Origin of the sequence: Streptomyces sp. AK010 (assembly GCF_014207295.1) — a bacterium.
GTDB classification, from domain to species: domain Bacteria; phylum Actinomycetota; class Actinomycetes; order Streptomycetales; family Streptomycetaceae; genus Streptomyces; species Streptomyces massasporeus.
On the sequence record NZ_JACHCX010000017.1, the window covers coordinates 44,023 to 56,072 of the forward strand.

General features: G+C 71.5%; 11 protein-coding genes. 5 read left to right on the forward strand and 6 right to left on the reverse strand.

Going from position 1 to position 12,050, the window contains the following annotated elements:
* Positions 1 to 374: 374 nt before the first annotated feature.
* Positions 375 to 1,607, reverse strand: coding sequence for a HAMP domain-containing sensor histidine kinase (locus HDC93_RS28150; RefSeq protein WP_185013667.1), 1,233 nt, complete (start codon positions 1,605 to 1,607; stop codon positions 375 to 377).
* 6 nt (positions 1,608 to 1,613) lie between these two features.
* On the reverse strand, positions 1,614 to 2,267 hold the full coding sequence (locus HDC93_RS28155) for a response regulator transcription factor (RefSeq protein WP_003993508.1): 654 nt from the start codon (positions 2,265 to 2,267) through the stop codon (positions 1,614 to 1,616).
* Positions 2,268 to 2,679: 412 nt separating this feature from the next.
* Here HDC93_RS28155 and HDC93_RS28160 point away from each other — a divergent pair, with 412 nt between their 5' ends.
* The gene (locus HDC93_RS28160; protein ID WP_179878997.1) at positions 2,680 to 2,853 is read left to right on the forward strand and encodes a hypothetical protein; all 174 of its coding nucleotides are present in this window, start codon (positions 2,680 to 2,682) and stop codon (positions 2,851 to 2,853) included.
* Between the two features lie 121 nt (positions 2,854 to 2,974).
* On the opposite strand, the gene HDC93_RS28165 is transcribed toward HDC93_RS28160, so the two are convergent.
* Together HDC93_RS28165 and HDC93_RS28170 are read right to left on the reverse strand one after the other, a co-directional pair.
* Positions 2,975 to 3,790: an inositol monophosphatase family protein gene (locus tag HDC93_RS28165; RefSeq protein ID WP_185013668.1), complete on the reverse strand. Its 816-nt coding sequence runs from the start codon at positions 3,788 to 3,790 to the stop codon at positions 2,975 to 2,977.
* Positions 3,791 to 3,798: 8 nt separating this feature from the next.
* Complete coding sequence (locus tag HDC93_RS28170) at positions 3,799 to 4,926, reverse strand: ferrochelatase (protein ID WP_185013669.1); 1,128 nt, start codon at positions 4,924 to 4,926, stop codon at positions 3,799 to 3,801.
* 172 nt (positions 4,927 to 5,098) lie between these two features.
* Between HDC93_RS28170 and HDC93_RS28175 the strand changes: the two genes are divergently transcribed.
* Both HDC93_RS28175 and HDC93_RS28180 read left to right on the forward strand, forming a co-directional pair.
* Positions 5,099 to 6,337 carry an MFS transporter gene (locus tag HDC93_RS28175; protein WP_185013670.1) on the forward strand — a complete coding sequence of 413 codons (1,239 nt, stop codon included), beginning with the start codon at positions 5,099 to 5,101 and terminating at the stop codon, positions 6,335 to 6,337.
* The gene (locus HDC93_RS28180; protein WP_185013671.1) at positions 6,297 to 7,616 is read left to right on the forward strand and encodes a D-arabinono-1,4-lactone oxidase; all 1,320 of its coding nucleotides are present in this window, start codon (positions 6,297 to 6,299) and stop codon (positions 7,614 to 7,616) included. The genes HDC93_RS28175 and HDC93_RS28180 overlap by 41 nt, the downstream gene beginning before the upstream one ends.
* Here the strand turns inward: HDC93_RS28180 and HDC93_RS28185 are convergent.
* Complete coding sequence (locus HDC93_RS28185) at positions 7,540 to 8,334, reverse strand: hypothetical protein (RefSeq protein ID WP_185013672.1); 795 nt, start codon at positions 8,332 to 8,334, stop codon at positions 7,540 to 7,542. The two genes, HDC93_RS28180 and HDC93_RS28185, sit on opposite strands and share 77 nt — an antisense overlap.
* Before the next feature lie 471 nt (positions 8,335 to 8,805).
* Between HDC93_RS28185 and sepH the strand changes: the two genes are divergently transcribed.
* On the forward strand, positions 8,806 to 9,834 hold the full coding sequence (gene sepH / locus HDC93_RS28190) for a septation protein SepH (RefSeq protein ID WP_097221352.1): 1,029 nt from the start codon (positions 8,806 to 8,808) through the stop codon (positions 9,832 to 9,834).
* A 145-nt stretch (positions 9,835 to 9,979) separates the two neighbouring features.
* Here the strand turns inward: sepH and HDC93_RS28195 are convergent, their stop codons facing one another.
* The gene (locus HDC93_RS28195) at positions 9,980 to 10,828 is read right to left on the reverse strand and encodes a sulfurtransferase (protein WP_185013673.1); all 849 of its coding nucleotides are present in this window, start codon (positions 10,826 to 10,828) and stop codon (positions 9,980 to 9,982) included.
* Between the two features lie 250 nt (positions 10,829 to 11,078).
* Between HDC93_RS28195 and HDC93_RS28200 the strand changes: the two genes are divergently transcribed.
* Positions 11,079 to 11,879 (forward strand): VOC family protein, encoded by an 801-nt coding sequence (locus HDC93_RS28200; RefSeq protein ID WP_185013674.1) that lies wholly within the window; start codon positions 11,079 to 11,081, stop codon positions 11,877 to 11,879.
* Positions 11,880 to 12,050: the final 171 nt, after the last annotated feature.

Sequence of the window (12,050 nt, forward strand, 5' to 3'; positions counted from 1 at the left end):
CTCCAGCGCACGTAACGCGTGAGAGGCCGGACTTGTGCCCGACCTGAGGCGGAGATTTTGCCTCACATCAAGGTCTGTTACTCAATCGACACCCAACCGGACTCCTGACGAGTGATCGGCTTGGATGGCGATGGGGACCGTACACGGTCCGAATGCTGCACGCCAAAGGCGTCTCACCGTGTACTTCCCGTGATCAAGACCCCCGAAAACCGGGATTTTCCCGGCTTTCCGACAGCATGCATGATCACGGAGAGTAGATGGCCGGAAAGGCGTCCCTGTGATCGATCACACACGGTGCGCGCGCGGTGCAGCCTCAGAAATTCCGCGCAAAGCGAACATCCCCGTGTGCCGCCGAGTTGATCGGCGACATGATCTCAGATCGGAAGCGTGACGCGCATGACGAGCCCACCCCCCTCACGCGGCTGGGCGTAGATGTGCCCGCCGTGCGCCCGGGCCACCGACCGGACGATGGACAGCCCGAGCCCGACGCCCTTGTCGCTGCCCGTCCGCTCCGTGCGCAGCCGCCGGAACGGCTCGAAGAGATTGTCGATCTCGTACGCCGGCACGACCGGGCCCGTGTTGGACACGACCAGGACCGCCTGGCCGTGCTGGACGTCGGTGGTGACCTCGACCCAGCCGTCCTCGGGGACGTTGTAGCGCACGGCGTTCTGGACCAGGTTGAGCGCGATCCGCTCCAGCAGCACGCCATTGCCCTGGACCACCGCGGGCTTCTGCTCGCCCCGGATCACCACGCCCTTGCTCTCGGCCTCGCCGTGCACCTGGTCGACGGCCTGCTCGGCGACCTCGGCGAGATCCACCGGTCCGCGCTCGACGATCTGGTTGTCGCTGCGGGCCAGGAGCAGCAGGCCCTCGACGAGCTGCTCGCTGCGCTCGTTGGTGGCCAGCAGCGTCTTGCCGAGCTGCTGGAGTTCCATCGGCGCGTTCGGGTCGGACAGGTGCACCTCGAGGAGCGTGCGGTTGATCGCCAGGGGCGTTCTCAGCTCGTGCGAGGCGTTGCCGACGAAGCGCTGCTGGGCGGTGAAGGCCCGCTGCAGCCGCTCCAGCATGTCGTCGAAGGTGTCGGCCAGCTCCTTCAGCTCGTCGTCCGGGCCGTCCAGCTCGATCCGGCGGGAGAGGTCCGAGCCCGCCACCGCGCGGGCGGTGCGGGTGATCCGGCCCAGCGGGGAGAGCACGCGCCCGGCCATGGCGTAGCCGAAGGCGAAGGCGATGACCGCCAGGCCCAGCAGCGCCAGCAGCGAGCGGCTGAGCAGGCTGTCCAGGGCGTGCCGGCGCTGCTCGTTGACGCACGCGTTCATGGCGTTGTTGAACTCGGCGGGCGACGCCTGGTCCGGCAGGTTGCAGATGTCGCTGGTGACCTTGCCCTCGACGATCTTGAACGGCAGGTCGCTGCCCACGTTCAGGGCCTGCGCGGCCAGCAGGTAGATGATCGACAGCAGCAGGATGCCGGCGATGAGGAACATGCCGCCGTAGAGCAGCGTGAGCCTTATGCGGATGGTCGGGCGCAGCCACGGGAAGGGCGGCACGGGCCTTCTGGGGTCCCAGGTGGGCTTGGGCGGCGCCTGCGGGGGCGCGGGAGTCGTTGCCACGGGATATCAGATCCGGTAGCCGGAGCCGGGGACGGTGACGATGACGGGCGGCTCGCCCAGCTTGCGGCGCAGGGTCATGACCGTCACGCGCACGACGTTCGTGAACGGGTCGGTGTTCTCGTCCCAGGCCTTCTCCAGGAGCTGCTCCGCGGAGACGACGGCGCCCTCGCTGCGCATCAGCACCTCCAGGACCGCGAACTCCTTGGGGGCGAGCTGGACCTCCTTGCCGTCGCGGAAGACCTCGCGGCGGTTGGGGTCGAGCTTGATCCCGGCGCGCTCCAGGACGGGCGGCAGCGGCACGCTGGTGCGCCGGCCGAGGGCGCGCACGCGGGCGATGAGCTCACTGAACGCGAACGGCTTGGGCAGGTAGTCGTCGGCACCGATCTCCAGTCCCTCGACCCGGTCGCTGACGTCACCGGAGGCCGTCAGCATCAGCACGCGGGTCGGCATGCCCAGTTCGACGATCTTGCGGCAGACGTCGTCGCCGTGCACGAGCGGGAGGTCGCGGTCGAGGACGACCACGTCGTAGTCGTTGACCCCGATGCGCTCCAGGGCGGCCGCTCCGTCGTACACGACGTCGACGGCCATGGCCTCCCGGCGCAGTCCGGTGGCCACCGCATCGGCGAGCAGTTGCTCGTCCTCGACGACGAGTACGCGCACGTTCCTGGTCCTTCCTCATGTCCACCCGCGCGGCCCGGCACCGGGCACGCAGGCAGGGGTCTTCGACGGTGCCTTGGTGTGTTGCCCTCCATCCTGCCCTTTTCGGCCATAAGTCGGAGGTAAGGCGGGTGGGGGCGCTGGCCCCGGGCGGGAATACGAGATTTTCTCCTCCGGTTAGGTTTCCACGGAGGGGAGCTTGGGGAGGACGGCTTTACATCCCACGATCACGCTCTGCTGGCGCCGCACCACCATGCGGTGCGCATCAATCCGCTTACCGCAGGGCGGGCGTGGGTGTCCGGCACCGTCGCCGCCCGGCCGAGCGGCGCTGGGCATCCACAGGCGGCGTGATCGTCCCTTCCGAACGGCACACCCCCGTGCCAACGACCCACGACCCAGGACGAGGGGGCGCAGCATGGACGCATTCACCGCAGGACTTCTGCAGCGCATAAGGGCGACCGAGTCCGATCTGTCCCGGGCTCGCGACGAGGGCGACGAGTTCCTCGTCGATGTGGAGCAGGGCGAGCTCGACGACCTGCGCCGACTCGCTGCCGAGCACGGAGTGGTGGTCAGCGCGACGAGCGTCTGATCAGGCAGTACGAAAGCGGGCCCCGGCGAATCCAGCGCCGGGGCCCGCTTGTCGTCACAGATGGCTGTCCACCTCGTGTCCGGCGCATCGTGGGCCGTCGCCGGGCGGGGTGCCGCCCCTCTCAGTCGTGCCAGGCGCCGAAGTCCTCCAGCAGGCGCTGGAGGGGCTCGAAGACGCCGGGGGTACCCGCCACTGCCAGATCGCCCGACGGGCGCTCTCCGGGGCGTCCACCGGTCAGCGCACCCGCCTCCCGGGCGATGAGGTCCCCCGCGGCGAGGTCCCAGGGGTGCAGGCCGCGCTCGTAGTAGCCGTCGAGGCGGCCCGCGGCCACGTCGCACAGGTCGATCGCGGCCGAGCCACCGCGCCGGATGTCGCGCAGCAGCGGGATCAGCCGCTGCGCCACATCCGCCTGGTGGGCGCGGACGCCGGCGACGTAGTTGAAGCCCGTCGAGACCAGCGCGTGATCCAGCGGCGGCGCGGGTCGGCAGGCCAGGGTGCGCTCGCCGCCCCAGGCACCGGTGGCCCAGGCGCCCCGGCCGCGCACGGCGTGGAAGGTCTCGCCGCGCATCGGGGCCGCGACGACACCGACGACGGTCTCGCCGTCCTGCTCGGCGGCGATGGAGACGGCCCAGGTGGGCAGCCCGTACAGGTAGTTCACCGTGCCGTCGAGCGGGTCGATCACCCAGCGGACGCCGCTCGTGCCCTCCGTCGCGGCGCCCTCCTCGCCGAGGATGCCGTCGTCCGGACGACGCTCGGCGATCAGGCCCGTGATCAGCTTCTCCGCCGCGATGTCCATCTCGGTGACGACGTCGATGGGGCTGGACTTGGTCGCGGCGACCGCGAGGTCGGCCGGACGCCCGTCCCGCAACAGCGCGCCGGCGCGGCGGGCCGCCTCCTGGGCGAGTTCGAGCAGGTCCGTGTGCAGGGGGTCGGTCACGGGGCTCCTCACGCGTAGGTGCTGTCGGCGCCCGCGGCGACGGGCCGGGGGGCGCGGGCCGGGCAGCAGCCGACCGGGCAGAGGTTGTGGCTCGCCCCGAGGGCGCCGAGGGCGCACGGCGTGACGTCCTGTCCGCGCTCGACGGCGGCACGCTCGGTGACGAGCTCGCGGATCGCGGCGGCGAACCTCGGGTCGGCGCCGACGGTGGCCGAGCGCCGCATCGGCAGCCCGAGCTCCCCGGCCCGGGCCGTGGCCTCCGTGTCGAGGTCGTAGAGGACCTCCATGTGGTCGGAGACGAAACCGATGGGGGCGATGACGACGGCCGAGACGCCGGCCGCGTGCCGCTCGTCGAGGTGGTCGCAGATGTCGGGCTCCAGCCACGGGATGTGCGGGGCGCCGGAGCGGGACTGGTAGACGAGCTGCCAGGGGTGGTCGATGCCGGTGCGCTCCCGCACGGCGTCGGCGATCTGCTGCGCCACGTCCAGGTGCTGCTTCACGTACGCGCCGCCGTCGCCGTGCTCCTCGACGGGGCCGGAGGTGTCGGCGGAGGCCGTCGGGATCGAGTGCGTCGAGAAGGCGAGGTGCGCCCCGTCCCGGACGTCCTCGGGAAGCTCGGCGAGGGACCGGAGCACCCCGTCGATCATGGGCTCCAGGAAGCCCGGGTGGTTGAAGTAGTGCCGCAGCTTGTCGACCTTCGGCAGCTCCAGGCCTTCCGCCTCCAGGGTCTGGAGCGCGTCGGCGAGGTTCTCGCGGTACTGGCGGCAGCCCGAGTACGAGGCGTATGCGCTGGTGGCGAGGACCAGGATGCGGCGGCGGCCGTCGCGGACCATCTCTCGCAGCGTGTCCGTCAGGTACGGCGCCCAGTTGCGGTTGCCCCAGTAGACCGGCAGGTCCAGTCCGTGCTCGGCGAAGTCCTTGCGCAGGGCGTGCAGGAGGGCGCGGTTCTGGTCGTTGATCGGGCTGACCCCGCCGAAGAGGAAGTAGTGCTGACCGACTTCCTTGAGGCGCTCCTTGGGGATGCCGCGCCCGCGCGTCACGTTCTCCAGGAACGGGACCACGTCGTCCGGGCCTTCCGGGCCGCCGAACGAGAGCAGGAGCAGGGCGTCGTAGGGGCTGACATCGCGCGCGTCTGGCATGAGTCGATCCTGCCACCCTGCACCGACAGCCGGGAAACGGCAGGGGTGACACCGGCGCGGCAGGCGGGCATCACGGGCGCCGCGAGACCGCTCCGAACGGGTGCATCGGAGCACCCCGGGCCGTAAGCTGTGTCTACTGCGTTCGCAGCTTACTGAGCCCTTCGGAGACCCCGTGCCCAGCCCCTACCGCGCCCTGTTCGCAGCCCCCGGCTCCAAGGGTTTCTCCGCTGCGGGCTTCCTCGGTCGGCTCCCGGTGTCGATGATGGGCATCGGCGTGATCACGATGATCTCCCAGCTGACGGGGAGGTACGGCCTGGCCGGTGCCCTGTCGGCCACCGTCGCGCTGTCCGCCGCCGTGGCCGGACCGCAGGTCTCACGGCTGGTCGACCAGTACGGGCAACGGCGCGCGCTGCGCCCGGCGACGCTGATCTCCCTGGCCGCGGCGGCCCTGCTGCTGTGTGCGGCGCACTACGGGTGGCCGGACTGGGTGCTGTTCGTGGCGTGCGTGGGCATCGGCTGCGTGCCGAGCGTCGGCGCGATGATCCGGGCGCGCTGGGCGGCCCTGTACCGGGGGACGCCGCAGTTGCACACCGCGTACTCCTTCGAGTCCGTGGTGGACGAGGTGTGCTTCATCTTCGGGCCGATCATCTCCATCGGCCTGTCCACGGCCTGGTTCCCGGAGGCCGGTCCGCTGCTCGCCGCCTGCTTCCTGGCCGTCGGCGTGTTCTGGCTGACCTCGCAGCGCGCCACGGAACCCGAGCCGCACCCGCGCGAGCGGAAGGGCGGCGGCAGCGCGCTGCGCGCGCCGGGGCTCCAGGTCCTCGTGGCCACCTTCGTCGCCACCGGGGCGATCTTCGGGGCCGTCGACGTGGTCACCGTGGCCTTCGCCGACGAGGAGGGGCACAAGGCCGCGGCGAGCATCGTCCTCGCGGTGTACGCGGCGGGTTCCTGTGTGGCGGGCATGGTGTTCGGACTGCTGCACTTCGCCGGGGCACCGGAACGGCGGTGGCTGCTGGGCGTCTGTGCCATGGCCGTGAGTATGATCCCCCTCCTACTGGTCGGAAACTTGCCGTTTCTGGCCGTGGCGCTGTTCGTTGCGGGTCTGTCCATCGCTCCCACGATGATCACGACGATGTCCCTCATCGAAGAGCACGTACCACGCGCGCAGCTCACCGAAGGCATGACCTGGGTGAGCACCGGGCTCACGGCGGGAGTCGCACTCGGCTCCTCCGCGGCCGGCTGGGTGATCGACGCGGCCGGGGCGCGTGCCGGGTACGGGGTTCCGGCGGTGGCCGGGGCCGTCGCGGTCGCGGTGGGTTTCCTCGGGTTCCGCCGGCTCAAACGACCGGCACCGGGTCGGGGAGGCTCCGTTGAGCAGCACAGCGAACGGAAAGAACGGCACGTGGCGTAACTGGGGCGGCAACGTCTCGGCACGTCCCGCGCGGGAGGTCACCCCTGCCTCGGTCGACGAGCTGGCCGCCGCCGTGCGGCGGGCCGCCGAGGACGGACTGAAGGTGAAGGCCGTCGGTGCCGGGCACTCCTTCACGTCCATAGCCGCGACGGACGGCGTGTTGATCCGCCCTCAACTGTTGACCGGGATACGCGGCATCGACCGCGAGAACATGACGGTCACGGTGGAGGCCGGCACCCCGCTCAAGAGGCTCAACGTGGCTCTCGCCCGCGAGGGTCTGTCGCTCACGAACATGGGCGACATCATGGAGCAGACGGTCTCCGGCGCCACCAGCACCGGCACACACGGCACGGGCCGCGACTCGGGCTCGATCGCCGCCCAGATCAAGGGCCTGGAACTGGTCACCGCCGACGGCTCGGTGCTGCGCTGCTCCGATAAGGAGAACCCGGAGGTCTTCGCCGCCGCCCGCCTCGGCCTCGGCGCCCTGGGCATCGTCACCGCGATCACCTTCGCCGTCGAGCCGGTCTTCCTGCTCACGGCCCGCGAGGAGCCGATGCCGTTCGACAAGGTCCTCTCCGACTTCGAGGAACTCTGGGCCGAGAACGAACACTTCGAGTTCTACTGGTTCCCGCACACCGGCAGCACCAACACCAAGCGCAACAACCGCAGTGCCGGTCCCGAGAGGCCCGTGCCGCAGCTCAAGAGCTGGATCGAGGACGAGTTCCTCTCCAACGGCGTCTTCCAGGTGGCCAACTGGGTGGGCCGCGCGGTGCCCGCCACGATCCCCGCCATCGCCCAGATCTCCAGCAAGGCCCTGTCCGCGCGGACCTACACGGACATCCCCTACAAGGTCTTCACGTCCCCGCGCCGGGTGCGCTTCGTGGAGATGGAGTACGCCGTTCCGCGCGCGGCCGTAGTCGGGGCGCTGCGCGAGCTGAAGGCGATGGTGGACCGCTCCGGCCTCAGGATCAGCTTCCCCGTCGAGGTGCGCACCGCCCCGGCCGACGACATCACGCTGTCCACCGCCTCCGGCCGGGACAGCGCCTACATCGCCGTCCACATGTTCCAGGGCACGCCCTTCCAGCGGTACTTCACGGCCGCCGAGCGCATCTTCACCGCCCATGAGGGCCGTCCGCACTGGGGCAAGATCCACACGCGGGACGCCGAGTACTTCTCCCGGGTGTATCCGCGCTTCGATGAGTTCACGGCGCTGCGGGATCGTCTCGATCCTGATCGGCGGTTCCAGAACGACTACTTGCGGAGGGTTCTGGGGGCGTAGAGGGCGCACCGGGGGTGGTGCTCCCGGTGGCGCTCGGGGTCGGGCTCGGGCTCGGCGTCGTACGGTTGCCCTCGCCGGTGGAGGGCGAGGGGTTGTCGCCCCGCGGTGCGCCGGTGCCGGACGGGTCGGCGGTAGGAGCGTCGTCGGCGCCGGAACCGTCGGACGTGCCGGAGTCGGACGTGCCGTTCGTGCCCGAGCCGCCCGATTCACCGGAGTCAGGTGCGGTGGCGCCGCCGCGGGAGAACGCGTCGCCGACCGTCGTGCTGCGGCCGCCGCTGAGGTTGTGGCCCGACGCCAGCTCGTAGGTGGTGATTCCGGCCATCGTCACGCCGAAGACGACGGCTGCCGCGAGCACGGGCCGCTTCCAGCTCCTGGCCCGCGTCCGGTAGACGGTGCCTTCGGTGAACTCGCCGGGCCTCGGCGGGGCTTGCCCGGCGGACCCGGCCGCTGGCCTGGCCGCCACCGCCGTCACGTCCCTGAACTGCTCGCCGGTGCGCTTGAAGAAGTGCTGGAAGAGACTGCCACCGCAGGTCGCGACCACACTGACGACGCCGGCGCCCAGGATCGTGCCGTACACCCCGAAGTACGAGGCCAGCTTGGCCGCCAGGACCGCCGCCACGGCACCGCCCGCGACCTGGGGCACGTTCAGGTCGATCCGCCTGCTCTTCTCCGTCCCGTGCTCGCTCGACTCGTCGACGCCATCGGATCTTTCACGCATCCCCGGACCTTGCCTGCCTTTCCCGTACACGGTCGTCCATCTGCACAAGAAGGGGACGTGCGGCCGTAACCCTTAGTTCCGATTCTGGTGATTACGTGAAGTTCCCCACGTTCAAGATCGCGGAATGGGGGCATGGGGCGGCCAAGTCCCACCCCTTGCGAGAAGTTGGGCGGCGCGCCAATCCACGCACGTGGCCCGAATGGAGTACTGTTGCGAGCCCTGGGTCCGGTGTCCCGTAAGGGTGCACAGGACCTTGAAGGACCGCCGGGAGGGGGCTAGTTGCACAGGGTGACAGAGTTCGTCACTTAGCGTTGCGAATAGGTAACCGTGCCATAACGGCGATCCAGGGCCCGCGCCCGACACGCCGGGCAACTCGGCAAGGTTGTGGCAGGCTGCACCCGGGCAGGCCACACTCGACTAGCGGAAGCAGCGACGCACGTGACGTCGGCAGGCACCACCCGGGAGGTCCCCATGCCCGAACTGCGTGTCGTGGCCGTCTCGAATGACGGCACACGACTGGTGCTGAAGGCTGCCGACTCTACGGAGTACACGCTTCCGATCGACGAACGCCTGCGCGCAGCCGTGCGCGGCGACCGTCCCCGTCTCGGCCAGATCGAGATCGAGGTCGAAAGCCACCTCCGCCCCCGCGACATCCAGGCACGTATACGTGCGGGCGCGACCGCGGAAGAGGTCGCGCAGATGGCCGGCATCCCCGTGGACCGGGTGCGCCGCTTCGAGGGTCCCGTGCTCGCCGAGCGCGCCTTCATGGCCGAGCGGGCCCGCAAGACCCCGGTCCGCCGCCCCGGCGAGAACTCCGGTCCGCCCCTGGGCGAGGCCGTGCAGGAGCGGCTGCTGCTGCGCGGCGCCGACAAGGACACCGTCCAGTGGGACTCGTGGCGTCGCGACGACGGCACGTGGGAGGTCCTGCTGGTCTACCGCGTCGCGGGCGAACCGCACGCGGCGAGCTGGACGTACGACCCGCCCCGGCGGCTCGTCCAGGCCGTCGACGACGAGGCGCGCTCCCTGATCGGCGAGTCCGACGACCTGGCCGCGCCCGAGCCCAGCTTCCCCTTCGTCCCCCGCATCGCCCGGCTGCCGCGCGACAGACCGCTGGATCGCCCCGAGCGGCCCAGCCTGCCCGCGCAGGCGTCCGAACCAATCGAGGAGACCACGGGCGAGCGCGACTCGCTGACCAGCCTGCTCGAGGCGGTGCCCAGCTTCCGCGGCGACCTGGTGGTTCCGGAACTCCCCCCGGCGGAGCCCGAGGAGGAGCCCGTCGTCGCGGAGGTCGAGGAGGAAGAGCCTCCGGCTCCCGCGGCCTCGGCCGGTTCCGCCTACGCGGACGTCCTCATGCCGCGTTCCGTGGGCAGCCACCGCGACCGGCTCATCGGTGCCACCGACCGCCAAGCCGAGGCGGACGGCGTGCGTCCGGGCCGCCGGGCGGCCGTGCCGAGCTGGGACGAGATCGTGTTCGGGACGCGGCGCAAGAAGCAGGAGTAGCCGGGTCGGCTGCCGAAGGACGAGGGCCGCGCTGTCCGTGCGCGGCCCTCTCTTCGTGTCGGGCTCTTCGTGTCGGGCTTTTGGCGTCCGGCTTTGGCGTCCGGCTTTGGCGTCCGGCCTTTGGCGTCAGGCTTTCGGCGTCAGGTCACCGCGGGTCCGGACCGACGGCCACCGGCCGGTCCGGGTCCGAGGACCACTCCGACCAGGACCCCACGTACAGCTCCGCCGGAATGCCGGCGGCCGCCAGCGCCAGGACCTCGTGGGCGGCGGAGACCCCCGAACCGCAGTACACGCCGACCCGCGCCCCCTCGGTCACGCCCAGTCCCTCGAACCGCGCCCGCAGTTGCCCGGCGGGGAGGAAACGCCGGTCGGCACCCACGTTCTCCGTGGTGGGCGCCGACACCGCACCCGGGATGTGCCCTGCCGCCGGGTCGATCGGCTCCACCTCGCCCCGGTACCGCTCCCCCGCCCGCGCATCCAGCAGCACCCCGGACCGTGCCAGCGCCGCGGCGGCGTCCGCGTCGAGCAGCCCCTCCCCCGGCTCGGGCACGAAGTCGCCCTCCTCCGGAGCCGGCACGGACGTGTCCAACGGCCCCTCCCAGGATGGCAACCCGCCGTCGAGGACCCGCACGTCCGGGTGACCCGTCCAGCGCAGCAACCACCACGCACGGGCCGCCGCCCACCCCTGGCCGCCGTCGTAGACGACCACCGGCGTCCCGGCCGACACGCCCGCCCGGCGCATCGCGGCACCGAAGTGCGCGAGGTCGGGCAACGGGTGCCTGCCGCCCTTGCCCGGCGCGGAGGCCAACTCCCGGTCCAGGTCGACGTATACGGCCGTCGGGAGGTGCCCTGCCTCGTACGCGGCCCGGCCGTCGAACGGCGGCTCCCCGGCCGCCTTGGCCGCGGTGAGCTGCCAGCGGACGTCGAGCAGGACCGGCGGCCGGGCGCCCGCGAGATCCCTGGCGAGGTCGGATGCGGAGATGATGGCGTTCATGGCCCCCATCCTCGCGCACGGGGGTGGCCGAGCCGTCCGTGTCCGGCTACTCTGCTCGGCCGGAGCGAAGCGATCACGCGGCGTACGGGAACAAGCACATGCTGTACAGCTGAACGACACATGCCGACAAGCGCGCCGCGAGGGACAGGGCCCGCACATCGGGCATTGTCCCGGACAAGGGACGCCCTACCGGGCCGCCCCGCCCGGCTGCGGAGAGCACGGCCACCGCGAGGCCGAGAAGAGAGTGACGATGACCGACGCACGGGCGTCCGGCCCGAACGGTGACACACCCGCTCGGCACGCACCCGGCGCGCCCTGCTGGGTGAGCCTGATGGTGCACCGCCTGGACGCGACCGAGGAGTTCTACGGAGCCCTGTTCGGCTGGGAGTTCCAGCCGGGGCCCCAGCAGCTCGGCCCGTATGTGCGCGCCCTGCTCGATGGGTGGGAGGTGGCCGGCATCGGACGGCTGCCTCCGGACCGCCATCTGCCCATCGCGTGGACGCCCTACTTCGCCTCGGAGAACGTGGATCTCACGGCCGGGACGGTACGCAGCCGTGGCGGCACGATCGGCGTGGGCCCGCTGGACGCCGCCGACGCCGGCCGCCTCGCGATCGGCTCCGACCCGTCGGGCGCGGTGTTCGGCATCTGGCAGGCCGCCGCACACCTCGGCACCGCCGTCTCGGGCGTACCCGGCACACCCGCCTGGAACGAGCTGCTGACCTTCGAGTCGGCGAGCGTCGCCAAGTTCTACCGGATGGTGTTCGGCTACGAGGAGGAGCCGGTGGTCTCCGCCGACTTCGACTACGTGACCCTGCACCTGGGCGGCGAACCCGTCGCCGGCATCCACGGCCTGGGGCACGCCCTGCCCCGCGACCAGGGGCCGCACTGGGTGACGTACTTCCACGTCGACGACGTCGACGACGCGCTGGATCATCTCATCCACCTGGGCGGGCACGTACTGAAGCCGGTACACGACACCGCCCACGGGCGGGTGGCGAGGGTGGCGGACCCGGAAGGGGCGCGGTTCGCGCTGCTGCAGCGGCCGAGTTGACGGCCGGAGAGCGGGGCCGGGTCCAGCGACGGACCGACGGCCGGAGAGCGGGGCCGGGTCCGGCGACGGACGGCGGCAGCGGTCGAGCCGGGGGCCCGGCTCGGCCGGGTCCGGCGACGGACGGCGGCAGCGGTCGAGCCGGGGGCCCGGCGGGCCGGCCGCAGGTCGGGC

Excerpts from the sequence above, each read along its gene's own strand:
- sepH (WP_097221352.1), top strand. The coding sequence starts at position 8,806 with ATGCCCGAACTGCGTGTCGTGGCCGTCTCGAATGACGGCACACGACTG.
- HDC93_RS28195 (WP_185013673.1), bottom strand. The coding sequence starts at position 10,828 with ATGAACGCCATCATCTCCGCATCCGACCTCGCCAGGGATCTCGCGGGC.
- HDC93_RS28200 (WP_185013674.1), top strand. The coding sequence starts at position 11,079 with ATGACCGACGCACGGGCGTCCGGCCCGAACGGTGACACACCCGCTCGG.
- HDC93_RS28160 (WP_179878997.1), top strand. The coding sequence starts at position 2,680 with ATGGACGCATTCACCGCAGGACTTCTGCAGCGCATAAGGGCGACCGAG.
- HDC93_RS28185 (WP_185013672.1), bottom strand. The coding sequence starts at position 8,334 with ATGCGTGAAAGATCCGATGGCGTCGACGAGTCGAGCGAGCACGGGACG.
- HDC93_RS28170 (WP_185013669.1), bottom strand. The coding sequence starts at position 4,926 with ATGCCAGACGCGCGCGATGTCAGCCCCTACGACGCCCTGCTCCTGCTC.